This window comes from Kitasatospora sp. GP30 (assembly GCF_029892145.1).
Lineage (GTDB): Bacteria > Actinomycetota > Actinomycetes > Streptomycetales > Streptomycetaceae > Kitasatospora > Kitasatospora acidiphila.
Genome location: NZ_JARZAH010000013.1, coordinates 96,380 through 116,007 on the forward strand (window position 1 = coordinate 96,380; position 19,628 = coordinate 116,007).

Here is a 19,628-nt window from a genome sequence, read left to right on the forward strand (position 1 = left end):
CCGCCGTGCGGCGGACAGGGCCCTGAGCGTCGGTCACTGGTTAGCGGTCAGCCAGGTGTTGGTGGACCACAGTGCGGTGCCGTTCTTGTCGTAGACGACGAAGTTGCCGTCGCTCTGGAAGACGGCGCGGTCACCGGCGTGGTAGTAGGTGCCGGCGGCCCAGTAGGGGTTCCCGCCCGGACCGGCGAGGACGAGGTTGCCGTCGGCCTGCACCTGCAGGTGGGGGTAGTAACTGCCGCTGGTGCCGCTGCTCCAGAGCTGGGCGTTGTCCCGCTTGCGGTAGATCACCAGGTTGCCGTCGGACTGCAGCACCAACCAGGCGTTGGCCGACTGCAGGAAGTCGCCCTCGCCCAGCCAGCTGAGGTCGGTCCCCTCGGTCCCCGACAGCGGGTTGACCGACGGGCACCACTGGGAAACCTGCTCGACGTTGTCGGAGAACCACACATTGGGGGTGGTGGGATCGCCGGCCTGCAGGGTGCCGGTGCTCTGCAGGCCGGCGGTGCCGTGGCTGCCCCAGGTACCCGAGCTCCAGAGCGCGTGCCCGCTGCTGTCGTAGACGACGAAGTTGCCGTCGGACTGGGAGACGGCGTGCGCGCCGGGGTGGCCCCAGGTGCCGCTGCTCCACACGGCCGGGCCCTGACCGCCGGTCTGGGTGAGCAGGTAGAGGACCAGGTTGCCGTCGGTCTGCATGACCAGCTTGGTGACCGGGTTCTTCGCCACCGGCCCCTGGTAGGTGGCGATGGTGTTCGGGCTGGTGGCGCTCTGGCCCGGGCCGAGCGCGTTGATCGGCGAGATCGTCGGCCTGCCGGTGGTGTCGGTCACGCAGCTGGTCGCGTTCGCGTGGGCCGCGCCGGCCGAGACCGTCAGACCGGTGAATGCGAGCACGGCGGCCACCGCCGTGCCGACGAGTCGTCTGGGTGTGTCGATGATGTCCCCCTAGGACAGTTTCAGCTCCGGACTGAGGCCGGAGCGGGGTACTTCTTACCGTCCTTGATCGTCCAGGTAAAGCGGGATCCGGCCGGCCGCGCGCACGAACCGCTCCGCCAGCTGCGGGGCGCCGGCCCAGTGCAGGTGCAGGTAGGAGGCGTGCACGTTCGCGGTGGTGAAGCCCTCGGTGACGGTGGTGTTGACGGGGGAGCGCCAGGCCCACGCGGGGGTGGCGGGGGAGGCGCCCGGGGTGCAGGCGGTGCGGTGGAACTCGTGGCCGCGCACCCGGGTGCCGGCGGGGGCCAGCGGGCTGTCGTGCAGGGCGACCGCCTCGCGGTAGCCCAGGGTGAGCCGCTCGGTCATCCGGGCCGTGGCGTCCAGGATGCCGCACATCGGATGGCCGTCCAACTCCCGCCCCAGGTAGAGGAGTCCGGCGCACTCGGCGGCGATCGGCGCACCAGTGGCAGCGAGTTCGGCGATCGCCGTCCGCAACTCGCTGTTGGTGCTGAGCTGTTCGCCGTAGACCTCGGGAAAACCGCCACCGATCACCAGGCCTGACGCACCGTCGGGAAGCCGCTTGTCGTGCAGCGGGTCGAACGGGACGACCTCGGCGCCGGCGGCGGCCAGCAGTTCGGCGTTCTCGGCGTAGCTGAACGAGAAGGCGGCACCGGCGGCCAGCGCGATCCGGGGCGCGGCGGTGGTGACCCGGGCCACCTCGGCGGTCGGGTCCCAGGGGGCGGCGGTGAGCGGCGGGGCGGACCGGGCCAGCGCCAGCACCGCTTCCAAGTCCACCGAGGCGGCGATGAGTTCGGCCATGTCGGCGACCGCCTGCAGGGCCGCCGCCGAGCGCTCCACCACCGGGACCAGGCCCAGGTGCCGACTCGGGGTGGCCACGGCGGCGGTGCGCCGCACCGCGCCCAGCACCGGCACCCCGGCGCCCTCCTCCAGTGCCTCGCGCAGCAGTTGCTCATGCCGGTCGGAGGCGACCCGGTTGAGGATCACCCCCGCCAGGCGCACCTGCGGGTCCCAGGTGGCGAAGCCGTGCACCAGGGCCGCCACCGAGCGGGACTGCGAGGAGCCGTCCACCACCAGCACCACCGGTGCCCGCAGCAGCTTGGCGACCTGCGCGGTGGAGGCCAACTCGCCGCGCCCGGAGGCGCCGTCGAACATCCCCATCACGCCCTCGATCACCGCGATGTCCGCCCCGGCCGCACCGTGGCGCAGCAGCGGCTCGATCCGCTCCGGGCCGCACAGGAAGGCGTCCAGATTGCGCCCGCGGCGGCCGGTGGCCAGCGCGTGGTAGCCCGGATCGATGTAGTCCGGGCCCACCTTGTGCGGGGAGACGGCCAGGCCGCGCGCGGTGAGCGCGGCCATCAGGCCGGTGGCGACGGTGGTCTTGCCGGCCCCCGAGGAGGGGGCGGCGATGACGAGCCGGGGGAGGTGCACGTGCGTCAGAGCCTTACCGGTAGGGCGGTCGGGGAGTTACCACTCGATCCCGCGCTGGCCCTTGCGGCCGGCGTCCATCGGGTGCTTCACCTTGGTCATCTCGGTGACCAGATCGGCCAGTTCGAGCAGCGCCTCGGGCGCGTACCGGCCGGTGATCACGACATGCTGGTTGCCGGGGCGGTTGCGCAGCACCTCGACCACCTCGGCCACGTCCACCCAGCCCCACTTCATCGGGTAGGTGAACTCGTCCAGCACGTACAGCCGGTAGCTCTCGGCGGCCAGGTCGCGCTTGACCTGCTCCCAGCCCTCCTTGGCGGCCTCCTCGCTGGACTCCAGGTCGCGCTGCACCCACGACCAGCCCTCGCCCATCTTGTGCCAGGCGACGCTGCCGCCCTCACCGGAGGCGCCCAGCACCTTCAGCGCGTTCTCCTCGCCCACCTTCCACTTGGCGGACTTGACGAACTGGAACACCCCGATCGGCCAGCCCTGGTTCCAGGCCCGCAGCGCCATGCCGAAGGCGGCGGTCGACTTGCCCTTGCCCGGCCCGGTGTGCACGGCGGTGATCGGCTGGTTGCGGCGCTGACGGGTGGTCAGACCGTCGTTGGGGACGACCTCGGGCTGGCCCTGCGGCACGGGGATCACGCTGCCTTTCGAGAGGTGGAGGGGCGGTGGGCGTGCACCAGGGCGGCCACGCCCTCGGCACGCAGCTCGTCCAGGGAGACGGCGTTGGCGTTCAGCTGGGTGGCCAGGGTGCGGGCCAGGCCGAGCCGGACCGGGCCGGACTCGCAGTCCAGCACCACGGCGGCGGTGCCCTGGGCGGCCAGCAGAGCGGCGGCCCGGCCGGCCTCGGCGAGCGCGGTGCGGCCGCCGGTGGCCCGGCCGTCGGTGACCACCACCAGCAGCGGGCGGCGCAGCGGGTCGCGAAGGCGCTCCAGCCGCAGCACCTCGTGGGCGCGCAGCAGACCGGCGGCCAGCGGGGTGCGGCCACCGGTGGGCAGCCGCTCCAGGCGGGCGGCACCGACCTCCACCGAGGAGGTGGGCGGCAGCGCCAACTCGGCGCCGCTGCCCCGGAAGGTGATCATGCCGATCTTGTCGCGGCGCTGGTAGGCGTCCATCAGCAGCGACAGCACGGCGCCCTTGACGGCGGTCATCCGCTGCCGGGCGGCCATCGAGCCGGAGGCGTCCACCACGAAGAGCACCAGGTTGGACTCACGGCCGCGGCGCACCTGCTCGCGGAAGTCGTCCGAGCGCAGCACCAGCGCCCGGCCGGAGCGGCCGCGGGCCCGCTGGTGCGGGGCGGCGGCGCGCAGGGTGGCCGAGAGGTGCAGCCGGGTGAGGGCGCCCTGCGGGCGGCGGTCCCGGATGGTGTGGCCGCCGTCGGTCTCGGCGGGGGAGCGGCGGCCCTGGGTGCCGTGGCCGGTGCCGGGGACCTTGAACAGGCGGGTGCGGTACGGCTCACCGGCCGCCACGGGCGTGGACTCGCGGGCCGGGGCGCCGCCGGGCGCGGGCAGCTTGGGGGCGGCCTCCTGGAGCTCCTCGGTCGACGCGGCGTCGGGCGCCCCGCCGTCGGACGGCTCCGGAGCCCCGCCGGGGCCGCCGCCCGGGCCGCCGTCGCCAGGCCCTTCGCCGTCCGGGTCGTCGTCGGGCTCGTTGTCCGGGTCGGTGTCGGGCTCGGTGTCGGGCTCGCTGTGCTCGCTCAGCGTCCGGTCCAGCTGCTCCTCGTCCAGCCCGGGCGCGTCGAACGGGTTGCGGCGGCGCCGGTGCGGCAGGGCCAGCTGCGCGGCCTTGCGGACGTCCTCCTCCGCCACCGCCGTGCGGCCCGCCCAGGCGGCCAGGGCGACGGCGGCGCGGGCCATCACGATGTCCGCGCGCAGCCCGTCCACCTCGAAGGCGGCGCAGACCGCGGTGATCTGACGCAGCGCCGCATCGCCCAGCACCACGGACGGCAGCAACTCCCGTGCCGTGCCGATTCGTTGAGCGAACTCCTGCTCGGCGTCCCGGTAGTCGGCCGCGAAGCCCTCCGGGTCCGCGTCGTACGCCAGCCGCCGCCGCACCACCTCGGCCCGCTCCTGCGGATCCCGGGTGGCCGCGATCTCCACCGTGAGCCCGAACCGGTCGAGCAGCTGCGGCCGCAGCTCGCCCTCCTCCGGGTTCATCGTCCCCACCAGCAGGAACCGCGCCGCGTGCCGCACCGAGACGCCCTCGCGCTCCACGTAGGAGCGCCCCATCGCCGCCGCGTCCAGCAGCAGGTCGACCACGTGGTCCTGCAGCAGGTTGACCTCGTCGATGTAGAGCACACCGCGGTGCGCCTGGGCCAGCAGCCCCGGCTCATACGCCTTCACGCCCTGGGCGAGCGCCTGTTCGAGGTCCAGCGAGCCGACGATCCGGTCCTCGGTGACGCCGACCGGCAGCTCCACCAGCCGGGCCGGCCGGTCATGGGAGCCGGCGGAGTGCGGCGCGTCCGGACACTGCGGGTCGGGTGCCGCCGGGTCGCAGGCGAACCGGCACCCGTCGGCCACCGCGATCGACGGCAGCAGTCCGGCCAGCGCCCGCACCATCGTCGACTTCGCGGTGCCCTTCTCACCCCGCACCAGCACCCCGCCGACCGCCGGCGAGACCGCGTTCAGCAGCAGCGCCAGCCGCAGATCGGCCATGCCGACGATCGCGGTGAACGGATATCGGACGTCACTCACAGCAAGTCACCTTCCACAGCACGCGCCGTCGGAGCCCCCGGCGGGACGAACGGCAGGGCGCCGTCCACCCCGCCCTCGATCAGCCGCCACAGCGCGTCGGTGTCGGCATGCTCCTCGATCAGATCCCCCAGCCGGTCCAGCCGGGCCTCCCGGGCCGCCGCGAACGAGATGCCCGGCGCCGGCGTGAAGTCCCGCCCGGCCAGCGCCGCGACCTCGCGCAGGAAGGCCCGGCGGAACCCGTCGTTCTCCAGCGCCCCGTGCCAGGTGGTGCCCCACACGGCACCCACCCGGCAGCCGTCCAGGAAGGGTTCTCCGCCCTCGACCCGAGCCACCCCGTGGTGGATCTCATAGCCCTCGACCCGCTCGCCGTACGCCTCGCCGACCGGCCGCCCGAGCGTCTTCTCGGCCTGGAACTCCACCCGCACCGGCAGCAGTCCGAGCCCGTCGACCACCCCGGCGCCCGACTCCACCGAGTCGGTGATCCGCTGCGACAGCATCTGGTACCCGCCGCACACCCCGAGCACCGGCCGGCCCGCCAACGCCCGCTCCCGCAGCGGCTGTTCGAGGCCCCGCTCGCGCAGCCAGGCGAGGTCCGCCACCGTTGCCCGGGTGCCCGGCAGCACCACCAGATCGGCGTCCGCCAACTCCTCGGGCCGCGTCGCCCAGCGCACCAGCACCCCGGGCTCCTGGGCCAGCGCGTCCACGTCGGTGAAGTTGGACAACCGGGGCAGCCGCAGCACCGCCACCCGCAGCACGTCCCGGCCGTGCGGACCGGCCGTCGCGCCGCGCTCCACGGCCGTGGTCAGGTCCAGCGAGTCCTCCGCGTCCAGCCACAGGTCGGCCAGCATCGGCAGGGTGCCGAGCACCGGACGGCCGGTCAGCTCGTGCAGCATGTCCAGGCCGGGCTTCAGCAGCCGGGCGTCGCCGCGGAACTTGTTCACCAGCCAGCCCGCCACCAGCCGCTGGTCCTCGGGGCTGAGCAGCGCCAGCGTCCCGTACATCGCGGCGAAGACCCCGCCGCGGTCGATGTCGCCGACCACCAGCACCGGCAGCTCGGCGGCCCGGGCCAGGCCCATGTTGGCGATGTCCCGGTCCCGCAGGTTGATCTCGGCCGGCGAGCCCGCGCCCTCGCACACCACCACGTCGAACCGGCGGCGCAGATCGGCCAGGCACTCCAGCGAACGCTCCAGCAGATACGGCTTGCGCTCCCGGTAGTCGAGTGCGCCGACCTCCGCGACCGGGCGCCCCAGCAGTACCACCTGGCTGCGCCCGTCGCCGCCCGGCTTGAGCAGCACCGGGTTCATCGCCGCCTCCGGCTCGACCCGGGCGGCCTGCGCCTGCATCACCTGAGCCCGGCCGATCTCGGCGCCGTCCGCCGTGACCATCGAGTTGAGCGACATGTTCTGCGCCTTGAACGGCGCCACCTTGACGCCCTGCCGGACCAGCCAGCGGCAGATCCCGGCGGTCACCACGCTCTTGCCGGCATCCGAGGTGGTGCCGGCGATCAGGATCGCGTTGCTCATCGACGTCCCTTCCACAGCGCGCGGGCCACCACCGTGGCCCCTAGCGCCAACAACCCGATGCGGCGCGACAATTGACAGGCCCGCTCGATGTCGCCGACCGCCACCGGGCGCTGCTCGGCGCCCAGCACCGGGCGGTGCTCGACGCGGGTTCCGTACTGCAGGGTGCCGCCGAGCCGCACACCGAGCGCCCCCGCGAACGCCGACTCGGCCTGACCCGCGTTGGGGCTCGGGTGCGCCGAACCGTCCCGCCGCCAGATCCGCCAGGCCCGCCCGCGGTCCTCGGCGGCGGCCACCGCGAGCAGCGCGGTCAGGCGGGCGCCCGGCCAGCCCGCGACATCGTCCAGCCGGGCCGCCGCCCAGCCGAACCGGCGGTAGCGCGGCGACTTGTGGCCCACCATCGCGTCCAGGGTGTTCACCGCCCGGAACGCCAGCAGCCCGGGGGAGCCCGCCAGCGCGCCCCAGACCAGGGCGTTGACCACGGCGTCCGCGGTGTTCTCGGCCACCGACTCCACCACCGCGCGGGCGATCTGCTGCTCGTCCAGTCCGCTAGGGTCCCGCCCGCACAGATGCGGCAGCCGCTCCCTGGCCGCCGTCAGGTCACCGGCCGTCAGATGGCCGCCGATGGTGCGAGCCTCCCGGGTCAGCGAGGTGCCGCCGAGCACCGTCCAGGTCGCCAGCGCGGCATTGGCGGCCCGGCGGGCGGGCCCGGCACCGCGCTCCAGGAGCGCCGCCCCGGCGGCCACCGCGCCCACCGCGAGCGCGGTGTGCAGGGCGCCGGCGCCGCGGTGGTCGCGCCAGAGCGCGCGTTCCAGGGCGGTCGCGGCCCGGCCGAAGGCGGCCACCGGGTGGCCGCGCCGGGGGTCGGCGAACACGGCGTCGGCGGCATAGCCGGCCACCGCGCCGCAGGCATAGCCAGCGACGGCGCGCTGCATCGAAGCGTGTCCTCACTCAGGGTCCGCGCCCCGGATCGACGTAACGGAGGCGAGAGTTCCTGGCTCCCGGGGCGGCCGACCTGCCGCACCCCGGTGACAGTGGCGGGACCGCGCCGGACTCGCACCGGGCTTCCTCTCCTATGCCTCCGTATGGCCCAGCGATCCCATCACGCCCGCTCTCCGGGCGTCAACCAGCCCTCCGGGACACCCGCCCGGTGCAGCCCGCGCCCGAGCCACCCGGTCACGCTTGATCGGCGGCTCTGGCCGGCCCGACGGCGAAGCCGGCGCCGACCGCCGCGATCAACGGGCCGACGGCCGGCACCCGTTACGGCTGGCGCCGGGCGGAGGGTGCCGGGGTGGCCGTTCGGGCCGGGGTGGGGAGATCGCGGTCGGCGGTGCGGGACTGCGTCCTGCCGGGGTCCGTGTAGGCGGCACTGCTACCGCCGGGCGGAGGGTGCCGGGGCGGCTGTTCGGGCCGGGGTGGGGAGATTGCGGTCGGCGGTGCGGGACTGCGTCCTGCCGGGGTCCGTGCGGGCGGCCGTGCTGCGGTGGCGGGTTCGGATGCTCCGGGGTGAACTGGTGACGTCCGCAGCCGTCGTCACCACCCGGGGAGAGCCATGCGTTGGGGAACCGTCGCCGCCGCGGCCGCCGCCGTTGTCGCCGGAGCGGGCGCGGCCGTGCTGCTGGTCGGCCGCCGGGTCTCCGACCTGGCACTGCGCCCGGAGACGGCAGAGCACGGGCCGGTCGCGGCCGAGCCGGTGCTGCGGGTGCACCGGATGACGGCCCGCGAGGTGACCCTGACCCGGACGGTGGGCAGCGGCCGGCGCGGCATCTACGCCCTGGACTGGCCCGGCGGCCACGCCGTGGTCGGCGACGTCCTGGCCACCGACCCGCAGACGGTCACCCGCCGCATCGAGCGGTCCGCCGGCAGCCCGCCGGCCGACGGCGCCGAGGTGGAGCTGAGCAACCGGGTGCTGCGCGGCGACCCGGGTTCGGCCTGCGGCCTGGACTACATGGACGTGGTGATCGACGGCGAACTGGGCGGGCTGCCCGCCTGGTACGTGCCGGCGGTGCGCGGCACCTGGGTGATCCTGGTGCACGGCGCGCTGGCCGACCGCCGCCAGGCCCTCCCGGTGCTGCCGGTGCTGCGGCGGCTGCGGCTGCCGGCGCTGGTGGCCAGTTACCGGGGTGACCAGGGCGCACCCGCCTCGCCGGACGGCATCGGGCACTTCGGCGAGACCGAGTGGCGGGACGTGGACGCGGCGATCCGGTTCGCCAAGGAGGCCGGGGCCGGCCGGATCGTGCTGTACGGCTGGTCGGTCGGCGCGACCACGGTGCTGCAGACCGCCGCCCGCTCCGACCTCCGGGACCACCTGGCCGCCCTGGTGCTGGACTCGCCGGTGCTGGAGCCGGCCGCCTCGGTGCGCGGGGTGGCGGCCAGGGCGGGCGCCGGGGCGGTGGCCGGGCAGCTGGGCGCCTGGGCCGCACAGGGGCGCACCGGCGTCGACCTGGCGGGCCTGGCGCGGATCGCCGACGGCACGGACCTGGCAGCCCCGGCCCTGCTGCTGGCCAGCCCGCAGGACGGCGTGGCGCCGTTCCGGGACGCCGAGCGGCTGGCCGAGCGCCGCAGCGATCTGGTCTCCCTGCACGCCTTCCCGGGGGCCGGCCACGCCGGGCTCTGGAACGCCGATCCGGCCCGCTACGAGGAGCTGCTGCGGCGCTTCCTCACCCCGATCCTCTGAGCCCCGATCCTCTGAGCCCCGATCCGCGGGGCCCGATCCGCTGGGCCCGATCCGCTGGGCCCGATCCACTGACTCACCCCGGTCCTCTGCGCCCCGTCCCCGGGTCCGCGCCGCTGAGCCCCGGACCCCCTGCGGCTCGCGCGCGTTGGGTGACCCCTTGACCACGTTCGGTGCCACCCACTACTGTCGTGCACAGATCACCGGCCGCCGGGAGGCCCGGTTTGGCCGCTCTTGCCCCGAGTCACGGCCCCGCGCAACCTGCTTCTGTACAAGACGCGCCGAACTCGATGTGACAACCGCCCCGTACACGGGGAAGACTGCACGGCGTGACGTCTCGGAATCCGCGCGACCGTGATGCCCCGCTCCCGCCGACCACGGGCACCGGCGCGACGGTGACCCGTCTACCCGGCACGGCCCGCCGTGCCGATGGCGCCCAGCCGGGCCGCTCCGCCAACCGCCGACGCACCCCCAAGCCCGCCCCCGGGCGCGGCCGGGTCCCGGTGCCCGACGGTTTCCCCGGCCCCGGCGAGCTGGCGCCGCTGGCCCGCCGGATGCTGGCCGACGCAGTACGGATCGCCCGCTGGGCCGGCGAGCTCGAAGCCGTCGACAAGCGCGGCGAGCTGCTGCCCGACGACGCCCGGGCCGCCGGGCGGGCTCTCGCCATGACCGTCGGCGCCGCCGCCAAGGCCTGGGGGCAGGCCCTGATGGTCGGCCTGGTCGAGCCCCGGGACGGCGGCGCCGCCCCCGGCTGGCGGCTGCACGCCTGGGAGCACGACGACGAGGCGGTGCTGCGCGGCTGGTCCGCGCTGTTCGACGCCTGGACGCTGCTCGCCCCGGTGCCGCCGGCCGCGCTGCGCGGGGTCTTCGCGCTGCTGGCCGGTCAGGCCGTCGACCAGGCCCCGCAGCTGCTCTCCTTCCTGCACCTGGTGGACGGCCCGGTCGCCGACGGCGAGCTGATGGAGCTGCTCCGCCGCGGCCTGGACGAGCGGCGGCGCGGCGGCGGCGAGTTCGCGGCGCTCTCCCCGGTCCCGCACGCCGCCTCGGCCGTCTCCGCGGTGCGCGGCACCTGCCGGGAGCCGCAGATCGACACCCCGCCGTCCGTGTCCGACGTGGCCGCCGTGCTGGACTGGATGCTGGACGGGCTGACCGCCGTCGGCGCCGTGGTCCGCCGGGACGCCGCCGCCGAGCTCTCCCCGCTGGGGCACTGGGCGGTGCGGGCCAAGCTGGAGGAGATCTGCACCGTCGCCCAGACCGCGGCCGGGCACATCGAGCAGAGCGCCCTGGAGCTGCTGGACGCCTGCGCCAACTACACCCCGGGCCCGGCCCGGGCCGAGTACCGCGCCTGGGTGGCGGCCCGGCCGGTGGACCGCGCGGTGGCCGAGCTGCTGGAGGTCGCCCGCGGTGAGGACGCCCTGCTGCGCGGCCTGGCCTTCGAGGCGCTGCGGGTGGCCGGCGGTACCGCTGAACAGGTGGTGCGGTCCGCTGTGGACGAGCCGGTGCTGCGCCCCTACGCGCTGCTCTGGCTGGCCGAGCAACTGGACGAGGGCGGGGTGGTCCCCTCGGACGTGCTGAGCGCCGAGGACGCCGCCTGGCTCTGGGTGGACACCGCCGCGGCGGTGCTCGACCACGGCGAGACCGAGCTGCTGGTCGGCCATGTCGAGGGCGCCAGCGCGGGCGACCCGGTGCGACTGTTCGCCCGGGCCCGGCAGTCGGGGCACCCGCGGGCCGCCTCGGTGCTCACCGCCGTCTCCTCGGTGCACCCCGACCCGGCCGTCGCCCGGGCGGCCCGCCGCTCGGCGTTCAGCGTGCACCGCGGCGGAGCCTGAGGCGAGCCCCGCAGCGCGGCCTGAAGCGTGCACCGCAGCGCGGCCTGAAGCGTGCACTGCGGCGGAGCCTGAAGCGTCCACCGCAGCGCGGGACCGCGACATGCGTCGCGGCCGGACCTGAGGCGAGCCCCGTGGCGGGGCCTGACGGCCCATCAGAGCGGTGAAACACCGAGGGCCCCGGAACGGGATCGTTCCGGGGCCCTCGGGCTTGCTACGGGCGGCTCAGCAGCCGCGGGACTCCGCGCGGCGGGCCCGCACATCGCCGACCTTCTGGCCGACCTTGCGGCGGATCACCAGCAGCGGTGCCATCGCGGCCAGCGCGATCTGGGCGAAGGCGCCGATGTGCATCAGCACGTCGCCGCCGGGCAGACCGGCGGCCCAGGCGGCCAGGCAGCCGATCGAGACCACGATCCAGCCGAGCGTGGCGGTGGCCAGCAGACCCTGCGGCTTGGGGTACTCGACCTGGCTGACCATCAGGTAGGCCACGCCGAAGATCGCCAGCAGACCGGGCAGGAACGGCGGGTCGAGCAGCACGATGGCGATCACCGTCAGCGCGCCCATCGGGCAGGGCATGCCCTGGAAGACCCCGGGGCGCATCTTGACGGCCGAGAACCGGGCCAGCCGCAGCACCACCGCCAGTAGCACGGTGAGCGCGATGAACGCGGACAGGCCCTGGTTGGTGCCGGGCGAGACGATGCCCCAGACCGCGACGAAGTAGGCCGGCGCGATGCCGAAGCTGATCAGGTCGGCCAGGTTGTCCAGCTCCGCGCCGAGTGCCGAGGCGCGCAGCTTGCGGGCCACCAGGCCGTCGAACAGGTCGCACATCGCGCCGAGCAGCAGCAGGGTCACCGCGGTGGCCGCGCCGTGCCGCATGGTGCCACCACCGCTGCTGCTCCCGGTGATGTGCGGGATCAGCATGTTGGTGGTGACGGAGTAGATCGCCAGGAAGCCGCAGACCGCATTGCCCAGGGTCAGGAAGTCGGCCGTGGACAGGGCCTGCGGCGGACGGGGCGCGCGCAGCTCGCGGTCGCGCGCCCAGCGGCGCCGACGCAGCTCGGTCTCCTCCGAGTCGTCGATGCCCACCAGGGTTTCGGGATCAGTCACGGTCAAGGCGTGTCACCCCCGCCGTCGTCTTCTGGCCGACCGTGACGCCCACCTCGACGCCGGCCGGCAGGTAGGTGTCGACGCGGGAGCCGAAGCGGATCAGACCGATCCGCTCGCCCTGCTCGACCTTGGTACCGGCCGGGACGTACGGCACGATGCGGCGCGCCACGGCGCCCGCGATCTGCACCATCTCGATGTCGCCGATCTCGGTGTCGAAGTGCCAGACGACCCGCTCGTTGCGGTCGCTGTCCTTGTTGAAGGCGGGCACGAAGCCGCCGGCGATGTGCTCGACGGAGGTCACCGTGCCGGGCAGCGGGGCCCGGTTGACGTGCACGTTCAGCGGGCTCATGAAGATCGCGACCCGAGTCCGGCCGTCCGGCCAGGCGTCGATGCTCTGCACCACGCCGTCGGCCGGCGAGATCACTCTGCCGGTGCCGATCTCACGCTCCGGGTCGCGGAAGAACCACAGCATGCCCGCGCTGAGCGCGCAGGCCGGTACCGCGGCCAGCGCCCACTTGCCGTTCCGCTTGGTGAGAGCGGTGGTCAGCGCGGCGGTGGCCAGGGTCGGGACGAACCAGGGGGTGGCTCCGCGCGCGATGGTCACGCGGGGTCGCCGACCGGCCGTCTCGGGAGCGAAGGGATCGCGCTCCGTGACGGAGGAGTGAGGGGACGGGCTGATGGGCATCGAAGACCTTTGTCGCGGGGGATCATGGCCGACCGAGAGGGTGGCCACCGCGGGGATCGGGTGAGAAGGGGACAGCTGCTGTCCCGGTGGATGCTATCGGGAGCAGGTGGTGGGTGGGCAACCCGCCTGCTCGTTCAACTGACTCCTGCCGTGCCGGAGTGCACGCGCTATGTATACGACCGTAGCGGGCCCCGGAGCGGTTCCCAAGGGGTCGGTCAAGATCAGTGAGTCTTCTCTCAGCCCTGTCCAACCCTGCGGTCGGGCCCCGGCGCGGTCGTCGCCGGGGCCCGGAGTTGCCCTGCTCAGGGGCCGGATGTGGCCTACTCGGCCAGCTTGTACTCCTCCAGCAGACGGCGACCCACGATCATCTTCTGGATCTCCGCCGTACCCTCACCGATCAGCAGCATCGGGGCCTCCCGGTAGAGCCGCTCGATCTCGTACTCCTTGGAGAAGCCGTAGCCGCCGTGGATCCGGAAGGCGTCCTCGACGACCTCCTTGCAGTACTCGGAGGCGAGGTACTTGGCCATGCCCGCCTCGAGGTCGTTGCGCTGGCCGCTGTCCTTCTTGCGGGCGGCCATCACCATCATCTGGTGGGCGGCCTCGACCTTGGTGGCCATCTCGGCCAGCTTGAACTGGATCGCCTGGTGCTCGGCGATCTTCTTGCCGAAGGTGGTGCGCTGCTGGGCGTAGGCGATGCCCAGCTCGAAGGCGCGGCGGGCGACACCGCAGCCGCGGGCGGCCACGTTGACCCGGCCGACCTCGACGCCGTCCATCATCTGGTAGAAGCCGCGGCCGGGGACCCCGCCGAGGATCCGGTCCGCCGGGATCCGGACGTCCTGGAGCACCAGCTCGGTGGTGTCGACGCCCTTGTAGCCCATCTTCTCGATCTTGCCGGGCACCGTCAGGCCGGGGACCGTCGGGTTCGGGCCGAAACCGGCCGTCTTCTCGATCAGGAAGGTGGTCATGTTCTTGTACGGGGTGCTGCCGCCCTCGTCGGTCTTGCAGAGCACCGCGACCAGGGTGGAGCTGCCGCCGTTGGTCAGCCACATCTTCTGGCCGTTGAGGACGTAGAACTCCCCGTCCTTGACGCCCTTGGTGGAGATCGCGGCGACATCGGAGCCGAGGGCCGGCTCGGACATCGAGAAGGCGCCGCGGATCTCGCCGGCCGCCATCTTGGGCAGGAAGTAGTCCTTCTGCTCCTGGGTGCCGTGCGCGTTGATCATGTGCGCCACGATGAAGTGGGTGTTGACGATGCCGGAGACGGACATCCAGCCGCGGGCGATCTCCTCGACCACCAGGGCGTAGGTGAGCAGCGACTCGCCGAGGCCGCCGTACTCCTCGGGGATGGTCAGCCCGAACAGGCCGAGCTGCTTCATGCCCTCGACGATGGCGGTCGGGTACTCGTCCTTGTGCTCCAGCTCGGTGGCTACCGGGATGATCTCCTTGTCGACGAACTCCCGCACGGTGGCGAGGATGTCCCGCTGGATCTCGGTGAGGCCGTCGGTCTGTGCGAGGCGTCCCATCGTGCGGCTCCGTAAGTCTCTGAGGGTTCAACTGAGGGGCCGGGGGCGCCGCGAAGCGTGACATTCGCGGCGCCCCCGCGTCCGGAGGCTCGGGCGATGACGGCGCCCGCCCCCGGGGGTATCGGAGGGGTCAGGACAGCGGCGTCGGGCGGCCCGGCTGCTCGCCGCCCCGCGCCTTGATGTAGGTCTCGGTCGGCACCATCACCTTGCGGCGGAAGATGCAGACGACCGTGCCGTCCTGCTTGTAGCCCTTGGTCTCGACGTAGACGATGCCCCGGTCGTCCTTGGACTTGGAGGGCCACTTGTCGAGCACCGTGGTCTCGCCGTAGACGGTGTCGCCGTGGAAGGTCGGCGCCACGTGCCGCAGCGACTCGATCTCCAGGTTGGCGATCGCCTTGCCGGAGACGTCCGGGACGGACATGCCGAGCAGCAGCGAGTAGATGTAGTTGCCCACCACCACGTTCTTGCCGAAGTCGGTGGTCCGCTCCGCGTAGTTGGTGTCCATGTGGAGCGGGTGGTGGTTCATGGTGAGCAGGCAGAAGAGGTGGTCGTCGTACTCGGTGACCGTCTTGCCGGGCCAGTGCTTGTAGACCGCGCCGACCTCGAACTCCTCGTAGGTGCGTCCGAACTGCATGATCAGGCCTCCGGGGCTTCGAACTTGGAGGTGCGCTGCATGCCCGCGGCGCGGCCCTTGCCGGAGATCACCAGCGCCATCTTGCGGCTGGCCTCGTCGATCATCTCGTCGCCGAGCATCGCCGAGCCCTTGAAGCCGCCGGCCTCCGAAGTGCACCAGTCGTAGGCGTCCAGGATCAACTCGGCGTGGTCGTAGTCCTCCTGCGAGGGCGAGAAGATCTCGTTCGCGGCGGCGACCTGGTCCGGGTGCAGCACCCACTTGCCGTCGAAGCCCAGCGCGGCGGCCCGGCGGGCCACCTCGCGGTAGCCCTCCTGGTTGCGGATCTGCAGGTACGGACCGTCGATCGCCTGCAGGTCGTTGGCGCGGGCCGCCATCAGGATCCGCATCAGGATGTAGTGGTAGGCGTCGGCCGAGTAGCCCGGCGGCTGCTCGCCGACCACCAGCGACTTCATGTTGATCGAGGCCATGAAGTCGGCCGGGCCGAAGATGATGGTCTCCAGCCGCGGCGAGGCGGTGGCGATCGCGTCGACGTTGATCAGGCCCTTGGCGTTCTCGATCTGCGCCTCGATGCCGATCCGGCCGACCTCGAAGCCCATGGTCTTCTCGATCTGGGTGAGCAGCAGGTCCAGCGCCTTGACCTGCTCGGCGTCCTGCACCTTGGGCAGCATGATGCAGTCCAGGTTCGGCCCCGCGCCCTCGACCACGGTGATCACGTCACGGTAGGTCCAGTGGGTGGTCCAGTCGTTGACCCGGACCACCTTGGTCTTGTTGCCCCAGTCGCCGTTGTTCAGCGCGTCGACGATGTTGAGCCGGGCGCTCTCCTTGACGGCGGGGGCGCAGGCGTCCTCCAGGTCCAGGAAGACCTGGTCGGCGGGCAGGCCCTGGGCCTTCTCGAGGAAGCGCGGGTTGCTGCCCGGCACCGCCAGGCAGGAGCGGCGGGGGCGAAGACGGTTGACGTTCGTCATTGGGCGAGGGTCTCTTCCTGGTAAGGGCCGAGATGGTTGGCCGTGCGGATCTCGTCGACGATCCGGCCGATGATGGTGGTGATGCCGAAGTCCTTCGGGGTGAAGACCGCGGCGACACCGGCGGCCCGCAGGGCCTCGGCGTCCGCAGCGGGGATGATGCCACCGACGATCACTGGCACATCCTCCACCCCGGCCCGCTTCATCCGCTGCAGTACGTCCGGAACCAGCTCGGGATGGGCGCCGGAGAGGATCGACAGCCCCACGCAGTGCACGTCCTCGGCGACGGCCGCCGAGACGATCTGCTCCGGCGTCAGCCGGATCCCCTGGTAGACCACCTCGAAGCCGGCGTCGCGGGCTCGCACCGCGGTCTGCTCGGCGCCGTTGGAGTGCCCGTCCAGGCCCGGCTTGCCGACCAGCAGCCGAAGCTTGGCGGTGCCCAACTCGGCAGCGGTGGCGGTGACCTTGGCCCGCACCCGAGCCAGCTCGCCGCCCGGCTCGGCGGCCACCGCGATCGGCGCGCCGCCGACCCCGGTGGGCGCCCGGTACTCGCCGAACACCTCGCGCAGCGCGAAGGCCCACTCGCCGGTGGTCACTCCGGCCCGGGCGCAGGCCAGGGTGGCGTCCATCAGGTTCCGCTCGGTGGCCGCGGTCCGCTTCAGCTCGGTCAGTGCCTGCTGCGCCGCCGCCTCGTCACGGTCGGCTCGCCACTGCTTGAGGTTGTCGAGCACGGCCTGCTCGCTGGCCGGGTCCACCACCATGATGGCGGTGTCCAGGTCGGCGGTGAGCGGGCTCTCCTCGGTGGTGTCGAAGCAGTTCACGCCGACGATCTTGTCCTCGCCGGCCTCGATCCGGGCCCGCCGCTCGGCGTGCGAGGCGACCAGCGCGGACTTCAGGTAGCCGGACTCGACGGCCGCGACCACCCCGCCCTGCTCCAGCACCTTGGCGATCTCCGCCTCCGCGCCGGCCAGCAGCTCGGCGGTCTTGGCCTCGATCACCTCCGAGCCGTTGAAGATGTCGCCGTACTCCAGCAGGTCCGACTCGTAGGCCAGCACCTGCTGGATGCGCAGCGACCACTGCTGGTCCCAGGGCCGGGGCAGGCCCAGCGCCTCGTTCCAGGCCGGGAGTTGGACGGCGCGGGCGCGGGCGTCCTTGGAGAGGGTGACGGCCAGCATCTCCAGGACGATCCGCTGGACGTTGTTCTCCGGCTGGGCCTCGGTCAGGCCGAGGGAGTTGACCTGCACGCCGTAGCGGAACCGGCGCTGCTTGGGGTCCTCGATGCCGTAGCGCTCCCGGGTGACCTTCTCCCAGAGCTGGGCGAAGGCCCGCATCTTGCACATCTCCTCGACGAACCGGACGCCCGCGTTCACGAAGAAGGAGATCCGGCCGACCACCTCGCCCATCCGCTCGGCCGGCACCTGGCCGGAGTCGCGCACCGCGTCCAGCACGGTGATCGCCGTGCACATCGCGAAGGCGATCTCCTGCACCGGGGTGGCCCCGGCCTCCTGCAGGTGGTAGCTGCAGATGTTGATCGGGTTCCACTTGGGGATGCCGGCCACGGTGTAGGCGATCATGTCGGTGATCAGCCGCACCGAGGGGCCGGGCGGGAAGACGTGCGTCCCGCGCGACAGGTACTCCTTGATGATGTCGTTCTGGGTGGTGCCGGTCAGCTTGGCGATGTCCGCGCCCTGCTCCTCGGCGACCACCTGGTAGAGCGCCAGCAGCCACATGGCGGTGGCGTTGATGGTCATCGAGGTGTTGGTCTGCTCCAGCGGGATCCCGTCGAACAGGGTCCGCATGTCGCCGATGTGGCCGACCGGCACGCCGACCCGGCCGACCTCGCCGCGGGCCAGCACGTGGTCCGAGTCGTAGCCGGTCTGGGTGGGCAGGTCGAAGGCGACCGAGAGGCCGGTCTGGCCCTTCGCCAGGTTGCGCCGGTAGAGCGCGTTGGAGTCCGCCGCCGTGGAGTGGCCGGCGTAGGTGCGCATCAGCCAGGGGCGGTCGCGCTTCTGACGGTCCGTCATCAGATGTTCCTGAAGCGGTTGATCGCCGGCAGGTGCTGCTCGCGCAGCTCCTGGTCGCGCACGCCCAGGCCCTCCTGCGGGGCCAGGCAGAGCACGCCGACCTTGCCCTGGTGCTTGTTGTGGTGGACGTCCAGGGCCGCCTGGCCGGTCTGCTCCAGCGAGTAGACCTTGGAGACGGTCGGGTGGATCTTGCCCTTGGCGATCAGGCGGTTGGCCTCGAAGGCCTCGCGGTAGTTGGCGAAGTGCGAGCCGACGATCCGCTTGAGCGACATCCACAGGTAGCGGTTGTCGTACTGGTGCATGTAGCCGGAGGTGGAGGCGCAGGTGACGATGGTGCCGCCCTTGCGGGTCACGTAGACCGAGGCGCCGAAGGTCTCGCGGCCCGGGTGCTCGAAGACGATGTCCACGTCCTCGCCGCCGGTGAACTCGCGGATCCTGGCGCCCAGGCGCTTCCACTCGCGCGGGTCCTGGGTGTGCTCGTCCTTCCAGAACTTGTAGCCTTCGGCGCTGCGGTCGATGATCGCCTCGGCGCCCATGGCGCGGCAGATCTCGGCCTTCTGGTCGTTGGAGACCACGCAGATCGGGGTGGCGCCGCCGGCCAGCGCGTACTGGGTGGCGTAGGAGCCGAGGCCGCCGCTGGCGCCCCAGATCAGCACGTTGTCGCCCTGCTTCATGCCGGCGCCGTTGCGCGACACCAGCTGGCGGTAGGCGGTGGAGTTGACCAGACCGGGGGAGGCGGCCTCCTCCCAGGTGAGGTGCTTGGGCTTGGGCAGCAGCTGGTTGGTCTTCACCAGCGCCAGCTGGGCGAGGCCGCCGAAGTTGGTCTCGAAGCCCCAGATGCGCTGCTCCGGGTCCATCATGGTGTCGTTGTGGCCGTCGGGGCTCTCCAACTCCACGGACAGGCAGTGCGCGACCACCTCGTCGCCAGGCTTCCAGGCGTTGACCCCGGCGCCGGTGCGCAGCACCACGCCCGCCAGGTCGGAGCCGACGACGTGGTACGGCAGGTCGTGGCGCTTCGTCAGCGGCGAGAGCCGCCCGTAGCGCTCCAGGAAGCCGAAGGTCGAGACCGGCTCGAAGATCGAGGACCACACGGTGTTGTAGTTGACGGCACTGGCCATCACGGCCACCAGGGCCTCGCCGGGGCCGAGTTCGGGCAGCGGCACGTCCTCCAGGTGGAGCGACTTGCGCGGGTCCTTGTCGCGGCTCTCCAGGCCGGCGAACATCTGCTCCTCGTCCTTGTGGAGCGTGACCGCCCGGTAGGACTCGGGGAGCTTGAGCGCGGCGAAGTCCGCGGACGTGCTGTCGGCGCTGAGGATCGCGTCGAGGATTTCCTTCATGGCTGCCTCCGAAGGCGTACCTGTGTGAGGGCGCACAGGGCGTCTGGGGGAGCCGGGAGCGGACACCGGCTACGCAGTGGGCTTGGGTGGGCTGGTGGGTTCGTCCCCGGGGTGTGGGGACGCCGGACGACGGCGCGCCGAGGTGGGGAGCCGCGGCGCCGCGACTGGTGGGTAACAAGCTACTGGCACCCTGTGCCACTCGTAAAGACACTGGGTGCCATGATTTTTGGCGTATTCCCGCGCCTGTTCCGGGCGTTGGCAGGGACGCGG

Annotated in this window: 15 protein-coding genes and 1 riboswitch; of the genes, 2 read left to right on the forward strand and 13 right to left on the reverse strand. The window is 72.8% G+C overall.

Annotated elements, in window-relative coordinates:
• Window positions 1-33 precede the first annotated feature (33 nt).
• From P3T35_RS20345 to P3T35_RS20370, 6 genes are all read right to left on the reverse strand, one after another.
• Entirely contained in the window at window positions 34-885 is an 852-nt protein-coding gene (locus P3T35_RS20345; protein ID WP_143676931.1) for a hypothetical protein, read from the reverse strand.
• Window positions 886-981: 96 nt separating this feature from the next.
• Window positions 982-2,382 (reverse strand): cobyrinate a,c-diamide synthase, encoded by a 1,401-nt coding sequence (locus tag P3T35_RS20350; protein WP_101382795.1) that lies wholly within the window; start codon window positions 2,380-2,382, stop codon window positions 982-984.
• Window positions 2,383-2,409: 27 nt separating this feature from the next.
• Entirely contained in the window at window positions 2,410-3,006 is a 597-nt protein-coding gene (gene cobO, locus P3T35_RS20355; protein WP_101385349.1) for a cob(I)yrinic acid a,c-diamide adenosyltransferase, read from the reverse strand.
• A gap of 5 nt (window positions 3,007-3,011) precedes the next feature.
• On the reverse strand, window positions 3,012-5,027 hold the full coding sequence (locus P3T35_RS20360; RefSeq protein WP_280707203.1) for a putative cobaltochelatase: 2,016 nt from the start codon (window positions 5,025-5,027) through the stop codon (window positions 3,012-3,014).
• A 35-nt stretch (window positions 5,028-5,062) separates the two neighbouring features.
• Window positions 5,063-6,589: a cobyric acid synthase gene (locus P3T35_RS20365; protein WP_101382797.1), complete on the reverse strand. Its 1,527-nt coding sequence runs from the start codon at window positions 6,587-6,589 to the stop codon at window positions 5,063-5,065.
• On the reverse strand, window positions 6,586-7,521 hold the full coding sequence (locus P3T35_RS20370) for a cobalamin biosynthesis protein (protein WP_101382798.1): 936 nt from the start codon (window positions 7,519-7,521) through the stop codon (window positions 6,586-6,588). Before P3T35_RS20370 ends, P3T35_RS20365 begins: the two co-directional genes overlap by 4 nt.
• A gap of 30 nt (window positions 7,522-7,551) precedes the next feature.
• A riboswitch (cobalamin riboswitch) is annotated at window positions 7,552-7,684 on the reverse strand.
• A 454-nt stretch (window positions 7,685-8,138) separates the two neighbouring features.
• On the opposite strand from P3T35_RS20370, the gene P3T35_RS20375 reads away from it, so the two are divergent.
• Both P3T35_RS20375 and P3T35_RS20380 read left to right on the forward strand, forming a co-directional pair.
• Window positions 8,139-9,263, forward strand: coding sequence for an alpha/beta hydrolase (locus tag P3T35_RS20375; protein ID WP_101382799.1), 1,125 nt, complete (start codon window positions 8,139-8,141; stop codon window positions 9,261-9,263).
• A gap of 326 nt (window positions 9,264-9,589) precedes the next feature.
• Window positions 9,590-11,089: a hypothetical protein gene (locus P3T35_RS20380; RefSeq protein WP_280707125.1), complete on the forward strand. Its 1,500-nt coding sequence runs from the start codon at window positions 9,590-9,592 to the stop codon at window positions 11,087-11,089.
• A gap of 222 nt (window positions 11,090-11,311) precedes the next feature.
• Here P3T35_RS20380 and P3T35_RS20385 read toward each other — a convergent pair whose 3' ends face one another.
• From P3T35_RS20385 to ccrA, 7 genes are all read right to left on the reverse strand, one after another.
• Entirely contained in the window at window positions 11,312-12,142 is an 831-nt protein-coding gene (locus P3T35_RS20385; RefSeq protein WP_280707205.1) for a CDP-alcohol phosphatidyltransferase family protein, read from the reverse strand.
• A gap of 43 nt (window positions 12,143-12,185) precedes the next feature.
• The gene (locus tag P3T35_RS20390) at window positions 12,186-12,878 is read right to left on the reverse strand and encodes a phosphatidylserine decarboxylase (RefSeq protein ID WP_180356639.1); all 693 of its coding nucleotides are present in this window, start codon (window positions 12,876-12,878) and stop codon (window positions 12,186-12,188) included.
• 320 nt (window positions 12,879-13,198) lie between these two features.
• A complete protein-coding gene (locus tag P3T35_RS20395) occupies window positions 13,199-14,401 on the reverse strand; it encodes an acyl-CoA dehydrogenase family protein (RefSeq protein WP_101382802.1) in 1,203 nt (400 codons plus the stop codon).
• Between the two features lie 130 nt (window positions 14,402-14,531).
• Window positions 14,532-15,035: a MaoC family dehydratase gene (locus tag P3T35_RS20400; RefSeq protein ID WP_101382803.1), complete on the reverse strand. Its 504-nt coding sequence runs from the start codon at window positions 15,033-15,035 to the stop codon at window positions 14,532-14,534.
• A gap of 2 nt (window positions 15,036-15,037) precedes the next feature.
• Window positions 15,038-16,000, reverse strand: coding sequence for a CoA ester lyase (locus P3T35_RS20405; RefSeq protein ID WP_101382804.1), 963 nt, complete (start codon window positions 15,998-16,000; stop codon window positions 15,038-15,040).
• A complete protein-coding gene (locus tag P3T35_RS20410) occupies window positions 15,997-18,021 on the reverse strand; it encodes a protein meaA (protein WP_101382805.1) in 2,025 nt (674 codons plus the stop codon). Before P3T35_RS20410 ends, P3T35_RS20405 begins: the two co-directional genes overlap by 4 nt.
• Window positions 18,021-19,358 (reverse strand): crotonyl-CoA carboxylase/reductase, encoded by a 1,338-nt coding sequence (gene ccrA / locus P3T35_RS20415; RefSeq protein WP_101382806.1) that lies wholly within the window; start codon window positions 19,356-19,358, stop codon window positions 18,021-18,023. The genes P3T35_RS20410 and ccrA overlap by 1 nt, the downstream gene beginning before the upstream one ends.
• Window positions 19,359-19,628: the final 270 nt, after the last annotated feature.